Below are 15,793 nucleotides of genomic sequence, written 5' to 3'. Positions count from 1 at the left end.
CGAGCACGAGCAGCAATGCTGGGGCACCTCTAGCGGAGCCCGAGCAAATGTCAGCAAAGAGCGTGGAAGAGGCAGCCCAGTATCTCCGGGTAAGTCCGTCCTTCCTCAATCATTCCCGCACCCGCGGAGATGGCCCGACCTTCTACAAGATCGGGCGCCGCGTCCTTTACGAGACCGCAGACCTCGACCTCTGGAAGGAGAGTCGGCGTCGACGCTCGACCTCCGAGTACAACCGAGAGGCCGCTTAAGCCATGAAGAAAACCCGCGCACAGCGCGGGCTGCGGCGGGCTTCCGAAACTGACTGCTTGGCGGCTGTCACTATCGGGAATACCGCAGCCCCTGCGCTTCGACAAGATCTCTACATCGCCCGCCGGTTCGGTATCTCTGCCGAGCTCGCAACCGTCATCGCGGAACTGGCCTACGCCTCCCCCGATCGATGGGGGCGCGCATGAGCCTCGGTCTCTCCCGCACAGCCCAGCGCCGCCTCAAGCGCCTCACCGACGCCAACGAGCCGGTGATCGATGCCGACCGCCGGTTCTTCGAGCGGTTCCCGCATCGCACTTACCGGGTCCGCCGGATGGCGCGCACCGAAATCGCGCAGCTGGAGACCGTGCACGGCGCCCCCATGGCCCCGCTGCCGACCGACGACGCTGCCTTCACGGTCGTAAAGCAGCTCGCGCCGGGCGTGCGGCTGAAGATCCACGTCCCCGGCCCGGCCGACGAGGACGGCAGTGATGTGCCGGACGAGGGCGGTGCTTGGCTCTGGGCCCGCTACGCCGAGCGGCACCCGCGCATCCTTCTGCGCGAAACTATGATGCTCGACGCCATGCGCCTGCCCGGCGGTCCGCTGCACGAGGGAGGAGGCGCATGACAGCTCACCAGCCTCTCACCCCGACCGAACTGCGCCTCGCCCTCCGGCAGCGCGGCTACCACCCCTTGCCGGTGTCCGGGCCCACCATGAACGTTGCCTCGGCCGGTAAGCGGCCGACTATGCTGCGGTGGGAGAGCCGCTGCCTGGGCGCCTCGCCCGAGGAGATCGAGCGCTGGGCGATCGCGGAGCCCGGCTGCACCAACACGGGCCTGCTCTGCGGAGCGCTCGTCGGTGTCGATATCGACGTGCTGCAACCAGATCTCGCCGCCGCCGTCACAGAGCGCGCCCACGATCTGCTCGGCCCGACGCCGTTCGTGCGGATCGGGCGCGAGCCGAAGGTACTGCTCGGCTACCGCCTCGAGATCCCGGTCGACAAGATCCAGACCGCCGCGCTCACCTTCAGCGACGATTCGGCCGAGAAGCCTACCAAGGTCGAGGTGCTGGCGCGCGGCCAGCAGTTCGTTGGGTTCGGGATCCATCCGGACACCCGCGCACCCTATCGCTGGCCAGACGCCTCGCCGCTCACCCTCGATTTCGCGGACCTGCCCGAGACCACGGAAGGCGCGCTCCGGCAGTTCGTGGCCGAAGCCGAGGAGATCCTGCGCAAGGCCGGCGGCGCGACGCAACGCGAGCGCAAGCAGGAGGCCCGTGCCCGGGAGACCAAGGGCCGGAAGGCCGGCGGCTTCGGCGCGCACGAGAAGCCCGACCGCGAGACCATCGCTGACGCGCTCGCCAGCATCCCGAACGATTTTGATTACGACGAGTGGATCCGGATCGGCTTTGCCCTGCATCACGGGCTCGGCGAGGCTGGGCGCGACCTCTGGGAGAGCTGGTCGGCCACCTCGCCCCGCAACGATCCCGACCTGACTTCCAGGAAGTGGGCGACCTTCGCGCAGGGTCGCACGGTCACGATCGCGACCCTGTTCTGGCACGCCGCCGAGAACGGCTGGCGCCGTCAGGGGCGATCCGGTGCGGCCAAGCAGAGTCGCGCGGAGCGCCAGGCTCGGCCTGATCCGAGCGCGGATCCGCAGGAGGATGCCCGCCCCATCGTGCGCTTCATCGCCGGGCAGGTGCCGGCGGCCGTCGACCGGATGGAGGCGCTGCTGCTCGACTCGCCCGTCGAGATTTTCAACCGGGCCGGCGCACTCGTCCGGCCGGTGCTGGAGGACGTGCCGGCCGCGAAAGGGCGCACCACGACCGTCGCCCGGATGTCTCCGCTCACGACGGTCAGCCTCGCCGATGCAGCCTCCCGCATCATGAACTTCCAGCGCTTCGACGCGCGGGCGCGGGACTGGCTCGATATCAATCCGCCGGTCGAGATGACCGCCACCCTGCTCGCCCGCGAGGGTCAGTGGCGCCTGCCGCCGGTCGCCGGGATCATAACGACGCCGACGCTCCGATCCGATGGCACACTGCTCGCGCGTGCTGGCTACGATCCCGCAACGCGGCTCTACCTCGCCCTCGATCCGAACTTCACCCTGCCGACACTGCCCGAGCGGCCGGGCATGCGAGAGGCCGGCGCCGCCCTGGCGCTGGTCGAGGACCTGCTCAGCGGCTTCCCGTTCGTTGGGCCGGTCGACCGGGCCGTAGCGCTGTCTGGCGTGATGACCGCGCTGGTGCGGGGCACGCTGCCGGTAGCGCCGATGCACGCGATCCGGGCGCACAGCCCAGGCACAGGCAAGAGCTACCTCGTCGACCTGACTTCCGCGGTCGCAACCGGCCGTCGCTGCCCCGTCATTGCGGCCGGCAAGACCGAGGAGGAGACCGAGAAGCGGCTCGGCGCCCTGCTGCGTGCTGCTGTGCCGGTCGTGTCGATCGACAACGTGAACGGCGAACTCGGCGGCGAAATGCTCTGCCAACTGACGGAGCGCCCGCTCGTGCAGGTGCGAATCCTGGGCAAGAGCGAGGCGCCGGAGCTCGAGGTGCGGTCAACGGTCTTTGCGACGGGCAACAACCTGACGCTGGTCGGCGACATGACCCGGCGCGCCCTGGTCTGCTCGCTCGACGCTGAGATCGAGCGGCCCGAGCTCCGCGGCTTCGACTTCGATCCGATCGCCCGCGTCCTGGCCGATCGCGGCGCCTACGTCGCTGCCATCCTGACAATGATCCATGCCTACCGCGTCGCCGGCATGCCGAAGGTCTGCGGCCCTATCGGCAGCTACGAGGAATGGTCCGATATGGTTCGCGCTCCGCTGATCTGGCTCGGCCACGCCGATCCGGTCTCGAGCATGGAGCAGGCCCGAGAGGAGGATCCAGAACTCTCCGCGATCCGAGAGCTGTTCGGCCACTGGCGCGAGCATCTGAGCCTTTCCTCCGGCTACACGACGAACGCCATCATCAAGACCGCTGTCGAGAAGCGGCCGGGCACCAGCTTTGACTACAGCGTACAGGACTTCGTAGCGCCGGAGTTCCGCGACCTGCTGCTGCGCCAGGCCGGCGACGGTGGAGCGGTGAACAGCCGACGGCTGGGCAAGTGGCTGGCCCGGATCAAGGGGCGCGTCGTCGACGGCCACAAGATCGAGATGCGCGAGGATGGAAGCCACGGCAACCGCTTCACGCTGTGCTCCACGGCGGCAAGTCGCGCTGGGGCGCAGTTCTGATGGCACCTCTCCGCACGCTCCGGATGGGGGTTTCGCGGGTTTCGGGGGTTTGTTTTCAGCCAACGCGGCAAACTGTCAGTGAACTCGTACAACGAGTGTGTGTGACGCGCAGGCGAGCGCACGCGACAGTTCATAGGGTGCGGCTGAAACGAACCCCCAATACCCCCCAAACCCCCATGATGTTCGGCCGGAGGTGCGCCTATGCGTCAGCTGAGCGCCAGCCCCTCAGCGGCACGCTTGGCTCTGGCCTAGTGGGCGAACTCGTTCAGCGGCTTTGCGGGCGGCAAGGGAGTCTCATCGATCAATGCGCCCGTCTTGTCGAATATGCCTTCCCAGCCGGCCTGCTCGGTTCGCACGGTCACCCGCGCTCTACCCTCGTCGATCCCAGACCCGGGTTCGATACGGACGATGACGAGACCAAGCTCGTCCAGCCGACGCAACTCTTTCGCATTCGAGCCGAGCTTCGCAGCAAGCTCGTGCGGGTCCACGATCCATTTGTCGTGAAGATCGAATTTCAGGCGCATCTTGATGCCCTCCGTCAGCTCGGCAGCAGAGGCGGGCTGAGACTGACCGTATCACCTTCTGATCAGGTGCAGTCGGAAAGTTATTCCACCACGGAGCGCGCCCATGGCGCCGTCTGAGCACCAAGCCCTGGAGGATGCCCGGCCGTCTTCCGACATCGCCGACCCAGTGCTGGCCGGTCTGCTCGACGAGTTGCGCGACGTGAACGACCGGCTGCAGCGCTACCTCGCCGGCGGCTTGGTGCTCACCCCGCCACCGTCCCACGCCGACCTGATCTGGCCGGACTGCGCGGACGATGAGCGGTTGCTGACTGTCGGGGCGGCTGCCGAACGCGCGGGATGCTCGCCGGATACCGTTCGTCGGTGGTGCAGGGTGGATGGCATCGGACGTCTCTACGGCGCCCGGTGGCGCGTCTCGCGCAGACGGCTGTCAGAGCGGATCGGCGTCTAAAAATCCTTCTCCGTGCACGAGATGCACGAAATGCACGCTTGCTCGTGCACGTTTCGGCTGGCGCAATCACCTCACTCGGGGCGCCATGCGACGGCTCCCGCGGCCGGTCGAACAACGGGAAGTGCACCTCCAGGCCCCAGTCGGTTTCGAGCTGGTCAAGGTGCACGAGGCCGCGATCAATTCAGGGTGGTTCATGGGCGCAAAGCTGAAGCCGAAGCAGATGTCCTCCGCCGACGTTCAGGCGGAACTCGACCGCCTAGAGGCCGAGCGCGTCGCCGCGCTGGCCGAGCACCTGCGCCTCGTCGACGAGCGCGAGGCGGTCCTGCTCGACGGCACCGATGAGGATCTGCGCTGCCACGACGAGGCAATGAACGCGGCCAAGAACCGAGCCGAGCGTGCCGCGCTGAGGCGCGAGCGCCTGCTGCCGCTCTTGGACACGGCCGAGTACGAGGAAGAGCAGGCACGGCGTACCGGCATCTATGAGGCTGCTCGGAAGAAGCGCGACGATGCCGTAAAGGCCGTCGAGGAGTACGAGGAAGCCGCAAGGGCCCTCGCCAAGATCGCGCTGCGGATCACGGCCGGGAACTTCGCGGTGAGCGAAGCCAACCGCGAGTTGCCCGACGGCCGCGAGCCTCTTGCTCCGCCGGAGCCAGACAACGGCAAGCCAGCGACAGGTGTCGAGTACGCGGACGAGCGGATCCAAGTCGCCATCGACACGCGCACCGGCAAAGAGGTCAACGGCTACAACCCGAACGACCCCAACATCGTCCGCAAGTGGCGCAGCACTGGTCGCCAGACCATCGTGAGCCTGCCCTCGCCGGCTGTGCCTCACCGATCCTTCATGCACGGCCTCTGCATCCCGAGCCGGGAGCCCGGCAAGCACCATTACTGAGGATTCCACGATGCACGACAGATCCGAGATGCGAGCGGGCCTCGAATGGGCGCAGCGCACGCTGGGCAGGACGCCCTACGCAGAGACTCCGGAAGCCCGGAAGGCTGCGATCCGCGAAGAGGTCGAGGCTGAGGTCGCCGGCTGGGATGCCGAGCGCAAAGCTAAAGCAGAGCGCGAGGAGGGTCAGCGCATGGCCGAGACTGCCCTGCGCCATGCCCACGCAGTCGAGCGACCCCGCGATACCCGCCCGCAGGAGCCGGTCGGCACTGAACGCCGCGCCCACGACGGCACGGTTTGGGTCCGCAAGGCATGAACGTCGAGCTGAACAGCCCGCATGCCATCTCAAAGCCGCCGGTCGATCCCGGTGATGCCGGAGGCGTCGGTAACGGCACCGAGCGCGAAATTGCGCCGGGCACTCTGCACGAGGCCGCGACTGATGTTGCCGCCCGCGAGGCGGCTGCTCGGCAAGCCGGTCAGCGTGCCGGCCGAGCCAATTTGTGGGGGTGAGCGTGCAGACTTACCGCCGCTCATCATCCCGCATCGGTGGTCCTTTGCCCGCCTTCATGAACCGGCCGAGCAGCAGGCCGAAGACGACCGAGAGCGCGAACCATCGGCTGAGGAACTTGAGCAAGGGGCGCTCTCCTAGGTGCTGGTCAGGGTGTTCGACCCTGTTCCGCCGCCTCTTTCAGGACGCCATCGGCAGCCAGGAGCGAGACGCCAGCGAAATCGCCTCGCCGCCACGCGCGTCGAACCCGACACGTCAGGTCGCGACCGGCGACCATAAGGTCGAAGTATTCGGGCAGGCGAAAGCGACGCGCCACGCTGAGCTTGGCCCCGCTCACCGACATATCCCGGATCACGCATGGGATCTGCTCGCCATCCTCCAGCACGATGGTGGCCAAGCGCAGCGTCTCGTGACGCTCGCCACCGAGCCGCTTGTCGGGGGCCGCGGGTGCGGCGCCATTAGGTTGGGTCATTGGAAGCCGAGGGTAGTGCGCGCGAGATCGGTCGCCCACAACCTATCTCAGACCGCTTTCCAGAGCGTGAAGCGGGTCAGCATGCGATTCCCAGGGTCCTTCCCAAGGGGGGAGAGGCCCGAGGGTCAGCGCGAGGTCGATAGGTCAGTAGCCCTGACGCATCAAAACCCGGCAACAGGCAACACGGCAACAGGCAACCCATGGCAACGGAAACCAAAGCAGCCTTCGCCCGTCGCCACCGCGTGAACCGCTCGACGATCCAGAAGTGGGAGGCGCGCGGTCACCTCGTGATGACGGCAGATGCACGCGTGGACATCGAAGCGTCCGAGCGACTGCTGAGCGAGCGCCCGGCGGTTTACCGAGGCGGGATGGCGAAGGGCAACGTTCCGGCCCAGACCGCAGCTCGTCACCAGCCGGCCGAGGCGAGCAGCGACGGCAACCCCTTCGACATCGCGGTTTGGCGCACGGTGCTCTACCTGCTGCGTCCGCACGCGGACATCGTCGCCGCGGCCGTGCTGGAGGCCGGCGGCTCGCTTGAGGTGGCCTACGCTGCGGCTCGCCTCGCGCATTCGCCTTTCATTGAGGCGGCCGGGCTGACGCTGCAGGCGATGCGCCATCCCGACTTTCAGGGCGACGAGCACGATCTCCGCGCACCCTCTGGCTGGCTCACCGAGCCGAACTGGCAGGCCTACGCTGAGGCGGCAGGCGTCCGTTTCGAGCCGGACGCCCTCGAACAGCACCTCGACGCCAATCCCGTGTGGAATGCCCGCTTCGACGACGATCCGCGGCGCTTCCAGCGGGATCTCGCCCTATCCGACATCACCGGCACAGGAGGCTCGCGTGGCTGATCCCGAACTCATCTGCGAAGTCCGGACCAAGGGCGGCGTCTACCGCAACTGGATCTCCGTCGAGGTGCAACAGGACTTCCGCACTGAGGGATGGCTCCGCCGCTTACGCTTGGTCTGCGCGGAGCCCAGCGCGATCAAGGAGCTGCGGCTTGCCCCGGGCGATCGGGTCGACATCGTCTTGGCTGGCTACAACGTCATCGAGAGAGGCTACATCCGCGACCGGCAGGCGGCTTACGACGCCAACCGGCACGCGGTGCAGCTCGTCGGCTACGGCAAGGCCGGCCTCATCACCGAGGCCAGCATCAACGGCGGGACGGGCCAGTACCGAGGTTACAAGCTCGACGCCATCGCAAACGCAGTGCTGAAGCCCTACGGCCTGAGCTTCCGGGTGCAGAACGGCCCTGACGGCTGGGATCAGCCCTTCCCGAACGTCATGGTTCGCTACGGTGAGACGCCCTTCGATCTGATCGCGCGGCTCTGCAAGCAGCGCGGTCTGTTCTTCTATGCCGATGCCAAGGGCAACCTCGTGGCCGGGCCGAAGACCGCCGACAAGGTCGCGCGCTTTGTCGAAGGCGAGAACATCCTCGCAGCGACCTGCCAGCTGCGCCATCTTGCGGTTGAGGCGCTTATCATCGGCGCTCAGCAGCCCGGTTCCGACAGCCTATCCGGCAAGAAGGCCTCCGAGGTACAGGCGAAGGCCACGGTCCCCGGCGGCACCCCTGGCGCGGTCCAGAAGATCATCGCCGAGATGCCATTGGACGAGCGCGGCGCGCAGCTGCGGACGAATTGGGAGGCTCAGGTCCTGCAATCTTTCGCTCTGCAGCTCAGCCTCACCTACAAGGGCTGGCTACGCCCTGGGATCGGCGGGCTCTGGGAGCCGAGCGACGCTGTGTCGGTGAAGAGCCCCATGCTGTTCCCGACCGAGAGCGGGACCGAGGTGCTGAAGCTGGCGGCCTACACGTACATGCAGGATGCGAACGCTGGCACCGTCACGACGATCGAGATGGTGAACCGGCTGGCCTGGGAGCAGCGCTACGCAAACGCCAAGGAGAACGACGGCTTCTACGACCTCGGCGCGAGCCAGGCGAAGCCGGAGGCGGTGACGTGAAGGGCCATTCGGCCGGCATCCTCGACCTGGGATTTTCGGTGGTGAGCCCTATCCTCGCGGCATGACTACGAAGGCACCGCCCCGCCGTATCACCAGCTACACCGTGAGCGAGTTGCGCGAGATCGCTGACCGCGCGGAGGAAGGGCGTCTGGAAGGCTTCATCGTGCCTCCCGGCGCGGTGGATCTGTACGCCGAAGCGCTGAGAGCGCTGGCAAGGGAGCGACAGCGTGGCTGAGCAACCCACAATCGGCGATCTGGTGAAAGAGAACACCCTCTCCGACGATGCGGTAAGCGCCGCTGTCGATGCCTACATGGCCGATCCGGCAACGACCCTCTTCGCCTTTGGAGAGAGTCACGAGCTCGATCTTGCCGTCGCGATCAGCAGCAATCGATGGGCCTCGGACGTGCTGGCGGACAGCTCGGCAAGCGATGGCTTGAAGCGGTCCGCGGTGCGAACTGCAATCTGGTTGGCCCGGCCGGAGAAGCGGTGATGCTGCCGCTCCACCAAAGCCCGTTTGGCGCGATCGTCATCGCTGGCGCTGTCGCAATCACCGTGATGGGCCTCGTCGTCGCTCTGGAAACTTGCGTTCCGCAATGACCGAGCTGGCCCGGCCGGAGACTCGGTGAAGGATCTGAACGTCAAGCGGGATGCAGGGTTGATCCCGCTCAGGGCGATCATTTTGGCCGCTCTGTCTCTCAGCGGTATGATGTTGTTCTGGCTGCGCCTATGACCGACCCAATCCGCTTTGTACCGCCCTGGCGCGTCGTCGAACTCGAGGATGCCTACCGCATCGAGGATGCGAACGGCCTCGCTATCGGGCACCTGTTCTTCACCGAGGATCCTGATCAGATCGCCCACACCGGCCGTCTGTCGAGAAACGAGGCGCGGCTTGCGGCGGCCAGGGTCGTTGAGATCTCAGACTTCGAGCTAGCTCTGATGCAGCTTCGTGCAGAGCGCGACGAGGCGCAGGGCACGGCGCCCTAGGCGAAGTGGTGAGGCCATGCGCGCGATCGGCAGAGGTCCATCCGTCCCGCGCCGCCTCCGCAACCCGCGCCGGAGCTACGACGTGGAGGGCCGGGAGTGCGAGCCGGCCACGGTCGCCAACGCGCGCCAGAACGGAGCCCGCGGTATCACCGTGAAGTGCGCCTGCAATCACGAGGCGCTGATTCCGTTCGAGCGGCTCCGCCCCGACGAGTACGTGCCGGACGTGGCGTTGCGCTGCCGGTGCACGGCCTGCGGCGGACGTCGGATCGAAAGCTATCCGGACTGGTCGGGCGGCTGGCGCTGGAAGGCGCAGGGCCTATCGCAGCCGCCTCCGACAGGCAGCGCGACTGATCAGTGAGAGGTCCGCTTCCGATCCAGGCCCGCAAGGTGTTGGCGGCGCTCACCGACGAGTTCGCCACGCTGAGCGTGATTGCGCGCCGGGCAGAGTTGCCGACGCGAACCCGCGCCGAGGCGGCTGCGCGGATCTGCGAGGCGCTGGAGCGGCGCGGACTGGCTGAGCGGGGTGGTACGAAGGCGCTGCCGAAGTGGCGGCGGTGCCCAGCGATGATGCGCGGTGTGATGTAAGATGTTGCAAAGACCGCACATCTCGGGCGCGCGACGTGCTGCAACCTTTGCAATTTGTGAAGAGCGCCCATCTGCGTTAAGCTTGGCGTTCTCCATGAGAAAAGCCACCGTGGAGCAAACCACGGTGGCCTCTCAAGGGGTGCCGGCATGGCCGGACCCGCTCTGCACGCCGAGATCATTTCCACGTTCTCGTGAGCTTGTCCAGCCATTCCGACAAAAAAACGGACCAGTGGCAACTACAGAGCACCACCCTAAAGCTCTGATGTATAAGGACAAAAGCTCAATGAGTACGAATTCGGTCACCGCCCCCGCGCAGGGGGAGCTTCCGCTTGAGATCGCTAAGGAAGTCGAGATTGATGGCGTCGGAATGGGCGTCCTCAGCGACGGCACGCCCTACCTCACGCTGCGCGGTCTTGCTCGGATGTGCGGGGTCGAGCACACGAACATCCTCCGCATCGCGAACGGCTGGAATGACGATCCGCCGATGCCGCGCGTCGCTCGGATTAAGGCCACTCTGGCCGAGCAGGGCTTCACGGGTACAACGCCGTACATCCCGGTCAAGCGGGATGGCGTCATCCACCACGCTTTCAGCGACCTCATCTGCATGGCGTTCCTGGAATACTACGCCTTCGAGGCCAAGCCGCCCTCGCAGCATGCCGTCGACAACTATCGCCTGCTTGCTCGAAAGACGTTCCGGAGCTTCATCTACGCGCGGGTTGGATACGACCCCGATGCCGCTAAGCAGGCGATTTGGTCCCAGTTCCACGATCGCATTGATCTGAACTGGGAGAACGTGCCGGATGGGTATTTCAGCATCTTCAAGGAGTCGGCAGGCATCCAGCTTGCTCTCATCCGCGAAGGTGTGGTGCTGGGATCGCATTTCGTGCCCGATGGAAGCATTGGATGCGTGTGGGGCAAGCACTGGAGGGATGCGAAGCTCGCTGACAGTTTCGGTGAGCGCCGCCCGTATCTTCACTACTTTCCGGACACCTACCCGCAGTCCGCCTCCAATCCGCAGCAGGCGCACTGCTATCCCGATGCAGCCCTTGGCTACTTCAAGAAGTGGTTGCGCGAAAAGTACCTGCGGGAAGGGCTTCCGAAGTATCTGAACACTAAGGTCAAGGACAAGAGCTTGCCTGCCGTCTTGGCGACCGCGGCCGTCAAGGCCATCCAGGCAGGGCCGACCGCAACGGTCCGCGCACTCACGCGTCGCTGATCAAGGGAGACTGTCGCGGCGAGCAAATTTGTGCTCGCCGCGGCGGACTGCATGGCATTGCCCCAAGCACGACTGAGCCCGCCACGGCGAGGGGACGGGAAGCCGGGCGGGCTCAGGTGAGAGCGAGCGAGGGGGCGCGCTCTCGATGGCATGATGGCATGCCAAGCGCCAGACGCAAGAAGCCCCGCGAGCCGTAAGGCTGCGGGGCGAGTGCTGAGCATCACCATTGAAAGGGCAAAGCGGCCCCGTCGACAGAGGGGATACAACGATCGGCGAGGCCGCACCGGAGAGGCTTTTGGAGGAAGTTCTCCAGCCCTGCCACTATGCCAAGGGCTACCGGCCAGACCTTCACGCAGGTGAAGCGTGGCAAGAGAAACCCCGCAACCCAGAGGCTGCGAGGTTCTAACGGTCTCACGATGCGATGGGTCTCAGTGGGGCTGCCCAGCGAAAGCTTTGTCGGCGAGGTTATGTCGGATGTCGAAGCCAACCGCCGCACCCTCTACCCCTCGCCGGCCGCAGCCTTCGCAAAAGTGAAGTGCGTGGCGCATGAACAGCGTCTTCTACCGACCTCTGCCGCGCCGGTTCAGGCCGCCTGTAGGCGCGGCACATGTGCCGATTTCAGGCGGCGCTCCATCAGCGCAATCCCAGCCTCAACCATCCGATGCTTCTCAGGCTCGCTGAACTCGCCGAACATGTCGTCGACCGCCTCATACCAGTCGCGCCAACTCGGCCGCGCGTTCTGAGCCAACAGGAACAGCATCATTTCGACCGTTCGCTCTTGCGGCGAGCGGAGAGGCTGAGAGGCAGAGATCATCTGGACTTCTGAGGCTGTAATTTCGGCGGTCCGATGGCCGATTTCAGGACTGTACATCCGAATACAAAGAAGCCCGCCGCGGCGAACCGGGCGGGCTGAGTTTGGAACGACAGCCAGCCGCGGTGCGATGCGGCTGGCCATGCAGTCACACTGGCAGAACTGAAGGTTCAGGTCACCTGCGGCAGGTGAGCAAGAAAATCCCGCTCAGCCTGGGGAGCTGGCGGGCGAAGTCAGTCTGCGTTGTTGCGATCGAGGATCGCCTCACAAACATGCCGGGAATCACGGCATTCGGTATGCTACTTTAGTCTAATGTGCGACGCAGGATCCATATTCGCGAATAGCTCGCAGCTCCAAAGCACCGCACTGCTGCTCAGTTGAAGGTGGGAGAGCGGCCGGCATGATCAGCGCTGGGGGGGGCGGATCAACGGGCAAACAGCCATCATCGCGTTCGGCTTCTGCCTCATCGCCTTCTCGCTTTAAATGCTGCCATATCGTCGCTTTACTCGAAGAGCTACCCACGTAGGAAGCGGCGGAACATTTGGCGAAACTGTCAACCTATGCTTGTCAGTGCAACGAACTTATCACGAACGAACGTAGGGTAAAGAAGCATTTTCCTGAGCATATTTTGCTCTTATGGAATGGTGAAACTGCTTCAGGCTGAACAGTTTTAGCTCACCGAAAACTAGCCACGCGCCCTGCTTCGACAGGGATAGCACCGGCCCCGTCAGTCCTTCTTCAGCAGACCCAGGAAGCGCCGCATGCCGCGGGCGTCATCCGGCGGCTCCGGAACGGTGGTCCCGCGTTGCTCCAGAAACTGTTCAGGCAAGGCTTCACTGCTTTCGGACAGGCCCTTGTCCATCGCTCCCGACAGTTCGCACAGCACTTGAGTGAGCAACGGCGGCCAAGGCTCGCCGTGCTCCTCCAATAGCCGAGCCGCCTTCACGAGCGCAGAGATTTCATAAGTCTGCACCGGGCGGTCCTCGAGCCGCGCCATGAGGATCTGGTCGGCAAGGGCGCTACTCAGGTGAAGAACTTTGCCGATGCGATCGGATTTGTGTGCGCCAGCCGAATTCATTTTAGATTACCCTTCAAGTTCAGGTGCTCAGACCCGGTACCATCGCAAGCCTTGCAAATGGATCGTCCAGCGCCGCCGCAGGAATTGCAGGCGTGCATCTCCCCATCGACGCCCATGAACAGGCCTTCGCCCGTGCAAGGCTCGCAGAGGACCGATCCCTCGCCACCGCAGGCCTCGCAGTTCCGATCCGCTATGGGCGTCATTTCAGATAGCCCTTCGCCTTCAGGTGCTCGGTGAGCACTTTCTCGATCAGGCTGGACAACGAGCGCGTGTCCTCCTTAGCCGCGATCTCAGCGGCGCCCTTCACATCGGGCGGGAGGCGCACCGACACGGGCAGGCTCTTCGGGGTGGTTAGCGGAGGTCTGCCCATTTCGCGCATTAAATGTAGTTGACAGGTAAATCGACTACATTTAAACATGAAAACAGGCTGAAGGGAAGCTGCAACCTCCCTCCGGCCCTGACCACGTGCATCTGACGAGGATCACCACATGGCTACCCGCAATTCTACAGCACCGGCGCGCGCCGGCGAACGCTCCCGCTCGCCTTTCGCCGCTGTTTACGCCAGGCCATTCCCTGAGCTGGAGGATGGGGCCGGCGAGGCCGCCGAGCACTGGCCTGTCATTCGGGCCGACCGCCCTGACACCGCCCACGTCCGCGCCCCGCGTTTCCTCGACGCGGCCGGCGAACTCGTCGCCGTCGTTCTGATCATCGCCGGCGGCACGTTCGCCTACGGCTTCCTGCCGATCGCGTGAGGGAGGCCGGCATGAACGCAGCACAGAAGACGCCACCCTCTCCCGATCGGGAGAGGGGAGGTCTCAAGCAGCGCGTCAGGGCATCGCGAGCCTCAGCTGCTCGCGCGATACAAGGGAGTGCAGCGGCGGATGCCCCGCAGATCTGCACAGCTGGCAAGCTGGGCGAAATGCTCGAGCAGGCCTGGGTGGAGCATGACAAATGGGATGAGCGGAGCACGCCTGCCAATCGGGACGCGTTCCGGCCGATGATCGACGTTGCCTTGCGTCACATCAATGAGTTGGAAATGGCGATCAGCTTCGCCCGGGCGTCGACCCCAGCCGGCATGCTCGCTCAGATTGCGGTGGCCTTTGACGCGGTCGACCTAGCGGCGAACGGATCCTCCTACGAGATCTGCGCTGCGAGCCAGGATCGCGCTGAGCGCTGCCTCTTCTCGATCGCGGCCGCACTCTGCGCCATGACCAACATCGACCGCGAGGGCTTCAGCGCCGGACGCTACTTGCCAATCAGCTGCGACAAGCTCGCCAGCCTCTCGCCGGAGGCAACGCGATGACGAACGTCGTTCGCTTCCCAGCCGCGCGCCGGGTGCCGGCCGCCACGATCCCGCGCCAGGAATTCGCCGCTCTGGCCAAGCGAAACACTCAGCACCGGCGTTCTGGACCCGAGGCAGATACACAATCGCTCGACGTTTTTGCGACCCGTGCCGACACGGTGCCGATATGAGGTTGAGCGCTTGCTGTCGAGGGACTGCGAAAAACTGGAGAAACTGCAATGAAATCAATGGTGCGGACGGCGGGACTCGAACCCGCACGGCCTTGCGGCCGCAAGATTTTAAGTCTCGTGCGTCTACCGATTCCGCCACGTCCGCGCGGGGCCTGCGGTAGCCGCAGGCGCGCGGCAGATCAAGCGGCGGGTTCGGGCCGCCAGCCGTAGAGCCATGCGTAGCGGTCGCGCATCCCGTCGGGTCCGAGGCGGCGCATGACGAGGTCGCGCGCCGCGCCGACGACCCGGCCGGCATGGTAGCTGCGGCCGTTGCCGCGGGCCGTGCGCTGCACCCGGCGCGCCCGCTCGGCCCGCGCCCCCTCGTAGGCGGCGAGCGCCTCCGGGACCGAGCCTGCGGCCAGGCAGGCTGCGAGCACCGCCGCATCCTCGATGGCGAGCGCCGCGCCCTGGGCCAGGAAGGGCAGGACCGGGTGTGCGGCGTCGCCGACGAGCGCGACGCGGCCGCGCGCCATCGGGCGCGCCACGGACCGCTCCACCAGGGACCAGACCAGCCAGGAATCCGGCAGTCCGAGAAGCTCGGCGATCTGGGGGGCGGCGTCGCGGAAATGCGCGCGGAGCACCGCCGGCTCGCCGAGGCGCCCCCAATCCTCGTCGCCCTGCCGCTCCGGCACGATGGCCACGATGTTGAGCCGCTCACCGCCGAGGATCGGGTAATGCACGACGTGGCGCCCCGGGCCGAGCCAGAGCCCGGTCTCGGCACCCTGGAGCGCCCCGGGCGCCGCCTCCCGCGGCACCACGGCGCGCCATGCGGCCATGCCGCCGGGCATGAGCGGCTTGGTGTCGAGGTGGCCGCGGATGCGCGAGCGCAGGCCGTCCGCGCCGACGACGAGGTCGGCGCTGAGGGTCTCGCTCCGGCCGCCGGCGACGCTCTCGAGCGTCAGGGTGGCGGCCCGGTCGCTCTCCGCGAGGCCCGCCACCTCGCGCCCGACGAGGAGGCGGATGCCCGCCCGCGAGCGCGCGGCGTCGAGCAGCAGGGTCTGCAGGTCGGCCCGGTGGATCACATAGTAGGGCGCGCCGTAGCGCTCGCGCACCCGGGCGCCGAGCCGGACAGAACCGATCGTCCGGCCGGTCCGCAGCGCGCGCACCGTCACCCCCGGCGGCTCGCAGGCCGCCCGCCGCAGGGGCGCGCCGAGGCCGAGGCCGATCAGGATGCGGCTGGCATTCGGGGAGAGCTGGAGGCCCGCGCCGACCTCGCTGAAGCCGGTGCGCCGCTCGACCAGGGTGACGGCGTGGCCGGCCTCGCTCAGGGCCAGCGCCGCCGTGAGACCGCCGATGCCGGCACCGACGATGGTGATGTCGAGGCTCACCGGGGTGCGG

General features: G+C 66.3%; 24 protein-coding genes and 1 tRNA gene. 17 read left to right on the top strand and 8 right to left on the bottom strand.

Annotation, left to right across the window (positions count from 1 at the left end; translation table 11 throughout):
* Positions 1–47 precede the first annotated feature (47 nt).
* The 3 genes from E1J50_RS02890 (at position 48) to E1J50_RS02880 (ending at position 3,471) form a co-directional block, all read left to right on the top strand.
* Entirely contained in the window at positions 48–248 is a 201-nt protein-coding gene (locus tag E1J50_RS02890; RefSeq protein WP_132250221.1) for a helix-turn-helix domain-containing protein, read from the top strand.
* Between the two features lie 200 nt (positions 249–448).
* Positions 449–871, top strand: a complete 423-nt coding sequence (locus tag E1J50_RS02885) for a hypothetical protein (protein WP_132250219.1) — start codon at positions 449–451, stop codon at positions 869–871.
* On the top strand, positions 868–3,471 hold the full coding sequence (locus E1J50_RS02880) for a PriCT-2 domain-containing protein (protein ID WP_132250217.1): 2,604 nt from the start codon (positions 868–870) through the stop codon (positions 3,469–3,471). The genes E1J50_RS02885 and E1J50_RS02880 overlap by 4 nt, the downstream gene beginning before the upstream one ends.
* Before the next feature lie 248 nt (positions 3,472–3,719).
* Here the strand turns inward: E1J50_RS02880 and E1J50_RS02875 are convergent, their stop codons facing one another.
* Positions 3,720–3,995 carry a DUF6522 family protein gene (locus E1J50_RS02875; RefSeq protein WP_132250215.1) on the bottom strand — a complete coding sequence of 92 codons (276 nt, stop codon included), beginning with the start codon at positions 3,993–3,995 and terminating at the stop codon, positions 3,720–3,722.
* Positions 3,996–4,098: 103 nt separating this feature from the next.
* Between E1J50_RS02875 and E1J50_RS02870 the strand changes: the two genes are divergently transcribed.
* The 3 genes from E1J50_RS02870 (at position 4,099) to E1J50_RS02855 (ending at position 5,648) form a co-directional block, all read left to right on the top strand.
* Positions 4,099–4,443: a helix-turn-helix domain-containing protein gene (locus E1J50_RS02870; RefSeq protein WP_132250213.1), complete on the top strand. Its 345-nt coding sequence runs from the start codon at positions 4,099–4,101 to the stop codon at positions 4,441–4,443.
* Between the two features lie 85 nt (positions 4,444–4,528).
* Positions 4,529–5,335, top strand: a complete 807-nt coding sequence (locus E1J50_RS02860; protein ID WP_165937756.1) for a hypothetical protein — start codon at positions 4,529–4,531, stop codon at positions 5,333–5,335.
* Between the two features lie 10 nt (positions 5,336–5,345).
* Entirely contained in the window at positions 5,346–5,648 is a 303-nt protein-coding gene (locus tag E1J50_RS02855; RefSeq protein ID WP_132250209.1) for a hypothetical protein, read from the top strand.
* 29 nt (positions 5,649–5,677) lie between these two features.
* Here the strand turns inward: E1J50_RS02855 and E1J50_RS02850 are convergent, their stop codons facing one another.
* Both E1J50_RS02850 and E1J50_RS02845 read right to left on the bottom strand, forming a co-directional pair.
* Positions 5,678–5,869: a hypothetical protein gene (locus tag E1J50_RS02850; RefSeq protein WP_132250207.1), complete on the bottom strand. Its 192-nt coding sequence runs from the start codon at positions 5,867–5,869 to the stop codon at positions 5,678–5,680.
* 119 nt (positions 5,870–5,988) lie between these two features.
* Complete coding sequence (locus E1J50_RS02845) at positions 5,989–6,237, bottom strand: PilZ domain-containing protein (RefSeq protein ID WP_165937755.1); 249 nt, start codon at positions 6,235–6,237, stop codon at positions 5,989–5,991.
* A gap of 275 nt (positions 6,238–6,512) precedes the next feature.
* Between E1J50_RS02845 and E1J50_RS02840 the strand changes: the two genes are divergently transcribed.
* From E1J50_RS02840 to E1J50_RS02810, 8 genes are all read left to right on the top strand, one after another.
* Positions 6,513–7,160, top strand: coding sequence for a hypothetical protein (locus tag E1J50_RS02840; RefSeq protein ID WP_132250203.1), 648 nt, complete (start codon positions 6,513–6,515; stop codon positions 7,158–7,160).
* Positions 7,153–8,268, top strand: coding sequence for a contractile injection system protein, VgrG/Pvc8 family (locus tag E1J50_RS02835; protein WP_165937754.1), 1,116 nt, complete (start codon positions 7,153–7,155; stop codon positions 8,266–8,268). The genes E1J50_RS02840 and E1J50_RS02835 overlap by 8 nt, the downstream gene beginning before the upstream one ends.
* A gap of 61 nt (positions 8,269–8,329) precedes the next feature.
* Positions 8,330–8,503: a hypothetical protein gene (locus tag E1J50_RS27090; RefSeq protein ID WP_165937753.1), complete on the top strand. Its 174-nt coding sequence runs from the start codon at positions 8,330–8,332 to the stop codon at positions 8,501–8,503.
* Complete coding sequence (locus E1J50_RS02830; protein ID WP_132250199.1) at positions 8,496–8,759, top strand: hypothetical protein; 264 nt, start codon at positions 8,496–8,498, stop codon at positions 8,757–8,759. Before E1J50_RS27090 ends, E1J50_RS02830 begins: the two co-directional genes overlap by 8 nt.
* A gap of 236 nt (positions 8,760–8,995) precedes the next feature.
* A complete protein-coding gene (locus E1J50_RS02825) occupies positions 8,996–9,253 on the top strand; it encodes a hypothetical protein (protein WP_132250197.1) in 258 nt (85 codons plus the stop codon).
* A gap of 16 nt (positions 9,254–9,269) precedes the next feature.
* Positions 9,270–9,611, top strand: coding sequence for a hypothetical protein (locus E1J50_RS02820; RefSeq protein ID WP_132250195.1), 342 nt, complete (start codon positions 9,270–9,272; stop codon positions 9,609–9,611).
* A 32-nt stretch (positions 9,612–9,643) separates the two neighbouring features.
* Positions 9,644–9,838 (top strand): hypothetical protein, encoded by a 195-nt coding sequence (locus E1J50_RS02815; protein ID WP_207919137.1) that lies wholly within the window; start codon positions 9,644–9,646, stop codon positions 9,836–9,838.
* Between the two features lie 283 nt (positions 9,839–10,121).
* Complete coding sequence (locus E1J50_RS02810) at positions 10,122–11,054, top strand: BstA C-terminal domain-containing protein (protein WP_132250191.1); 933 nt, start codon at positions 10,122–10,124, stop codon at positions 11,052–11,054.
* A 583-nt stretch (positions 11,055–11,637) separates the two neighbouring features.
* Here E1J50_RS02810 and E1J50_RS02805 read toward each other — a convergent pair.
* The 3 genes from E1J50_RS02805 to E1J50_RS28300 form a co-directional block, all read right to left on the bottom strand.
* Positions 11,638–12,009 carry a hypothetical protein gene (locus E1J50_RS02805; protein WP_132250189.1) on the bottom strand — a complete coding sequence of 124 codons (372 nt, stop codon included), beginning with the start codon at positions 12,007–12,009 and terminating at the stop codon, positions 11,638–11,640.
* 583 nt (positions 12,010–12,592) lie between these two features.
* Positions 12,593–12,943, bottom strand: a complete 351-nt coding sequence (locus tag E1J50_RS02800; RefSeq protein ID WP_132250187.1) for a hypothetical protein — start codon at positions 12,941–12,943, stop codon at positions 12,593–12,595.
* Between the two features lie 199 nt (positions 12,944–13,142).
* Positions 13,143–13,274, bottom strand: a complete 132-nt coding sequence (locus E1J50_RS28300) for a hypothetical protein (protein ID WP_281024543.1) — start codon at positions 13,272–13,274, stop codon at positions 13,143–13,145.
* Positions 13,275–13,431: 157 nt separating this feature from the next.
* Between E1J50_RS28300 and E1J50_RS02795 the strand changes: the two genes are divergently transcribed.
* Genes E1J50_RS02795 through E1J50_RS27085 form a run of 3 tightly spaced genes read left to right on the top strand, consistent with a single transcriptional unit; the run spans position 13,432 to position 14,416 of the window.
* Positions 13,432–13,695 carry a hypothetical protein gene (locus E1J50_RS02795; RefSeq protein ID WP_132250185.1) on the top strand — a complete coding sequence of 88 codons (264 nt, stop codon included), beginning with the start codon at positions 13,432–13,434 and terminating at the stop codon, positions 13,693–13,695.
* An 11-nt stretch (positions 13,696–13,706) separates the two neighbouring features.
* Positions 13,707–14,246 carry a hypothetical protein gene (locus E1J50_RS02790; protein ID WP_132250183.1) on the top strand — a complete coding sequence of 180 codons (540 nt, stop codon included), beginning with the start codon at positions 13,707–13,709 and terminating at the stop codon, positions 14,244–14,246.
* Positions 14,243–14,416 carry a hypothetical protein gene (locus tag E1J50_RS27085; protein WP_165937752.1) on the top strand — a complete coding sequence of 58 codons (174 nt, stop codon included), beginning with the start codon at positions 14,243–14,245 and terminating at the stop codon, positions 14,414–14,416. Before E1J50_RS02790 ends, E1J50_RS27085 begins: the two co-directional genes overlap by 4 nt.
* A 58-nt stretch (positions 14,417–14,474) precedes the next feature.
* Here the strand turns inward: E1J50_RS27085 and E1J50_RS02785 are convergent.
* Positions 14,475–14,561: transfer RNA gene (locus tag E1J50_RS02785), tRNA-Leu, on the bottom strand.
* A gap of 34 nt (positions 14,562–14,595) precedes the next feature.
* The gene (locus E1J50_RS02780) at positions 14,596–15,783 is read right to left on the bottom strand and encodes an FAD-dependent oxidoreductase (RefSeq protein ID WP_132250181.1); all 1,188 of its coding nucleotides are present in this window, start codon (positions 15,781–15,783) and stop codon (positions 14,596–14,598) included.
* Between the last annotated feature and the right edge of the window lie 10 nt (positions 15,784–15,793).

The sequence above is a fragment of the Methylobacterium segetis genome (assembly GCF_004348265.1).
Taxonomy (GTDB): Bacteria; Pseudomonadota; Alphaproteobacteria; order Rhizobiales; family Beijerinckiaceae; genus Methylobacterium; species Methylobacterium segetis.
This window is presented reverse-complemented; position numbering and strand designations above follow the sequence as displayed.

Excerpts from the sequence above, each read along its gene's own strand:
- E1J50_RS02890 (WP_132250221.1), top strand. The coding sequence starts at position 48 with ATGTCAGCAAAGAGCGTGGAAGAGGCAGCCCAGTATCTCCGGGTAAGT.
- E1J50_RS02885 (WP_132250219.1), top strand. The coding sequence starts at position 449 with ATGAGCCTCGGTCTCTCCCGCACAGCCCAGCGCCGCCTCAAGCGCCTC.
- E1J50_RS02880 (WP_132250217.1), top strand. The coding sequence starts at position 868 with ATGACAGCTCACCAGCCTCTCACCCCGACCGAACTGCGCCTCGCCCTC.
- E1J50_RS02875 (WP_132250215.1), bottom strand. The coding sequence starts at position 3,995 with ATGCGCCTGAAATTCGATCTTCACGACAAATGGATCGTGGACCCGCAC.
- E1J50_RS02870 (WP_132250213.1), top strand. The coding sequence starts at position 4,099 with ATGGCGCCGTCTGAGCACCAAGCCCTGGAGGATGCCCGGCCGTCTTCC.
- E1J50_RS02860 (WP_165937756.1), top strand. The coding sequence starts at position 4,529 with ATGCGACGGCTCCCGCGGCCGGTCGAACAACGGGAAGTGCACCTCCAG.
- E1J50_RS02855 (WP_132250209.1), top strand. The coding sequence starts at position 5,346 with ATGCACGACAGATCCGAGATGCGAGCGGGCCTCGAATGGGCGCAGCGC.
- E1J50_RS02850 (WP_132250207.1), bottom strand. The coding sequence starts at position 5,869 with ATGATGAGCGGCGGTAAGTCTGCACGCTCACCCCCACAAATTGGCTCG.
- E1J50_RS02840 (WP_132250203.1), top strand. The coding sequence starts at position 6,513 with ATGGCAACGGAAACCAAAGCAGCCTTCGCCCGTCGCCACCGCGTGAAC.
- E1J50_RS27090 (WP_165937753.1), top strand. The coding sequence starts at position 8,330 with ATGACTACGAAGGCACCGCCCCGCCGTATCACCAGCTACACCGTGAGC.
- E1J50_RS02825 (WP_132250197.1), top strand. The coding sequence starts at position 8,996 with ATGACCGACCCAATCCGCTTTGTACCGCCCTGGCGCGTCGTCGAACTC.
- E1J50_RS02820 (WP_132250195.1), top strand. The coding sequence starts at position 9,270 with ATGCGCGCGATCGGCAGAGGTCCATCCGTCCCGCGCCGCCTCCGCAAC.
- E1J50_RS02810 (WP_132250191.1), top strand. The coding sequence starts at position 10,122 with ATGAGTACGAATTCGGTCACCGCCCCCGCGCAGGGGGAGCTTCCGCTT.
- E1J50_RS02805 (WP_132250189.1), bottom strand. The coding sequence starts at position 12,009 with ATGGCCAGCCGCATCGCACCGCGGCTGGCTGTCGTTCCAAACTCAGCC.
- E1J50_RS02800 (WP_132250187.1), bottom strand. The coding sequence starts at position 12,943 with ATGAATTCGGCTGGCGCACACAAATCCGATCGCATCGGCAAAGTTCTT.
- E1J50_RS02795 (WP_132250185.1), top strand. The coding sequence starts at position 13,432 with ATGGCTACCCGCAATTCTACAGCACCGGCGCGCGCCGGCGAACGCTCC.
- E1J50_RS02790 (WP_132250183.1), top strand. The coding sequence starts at position 13,707 with ATGAACGCAGCACAGAAGACGCCACCCTCTCCCGATCGGGAGAGGGGA.
- E1J50_RS27085 (WP_165937752.1), top strand. The coding sequence starts at position 14,243 with ATGACGAACGTCGTTCGCTTCCCAGCCGCGCGCCGGGTGCCGGCCGCC.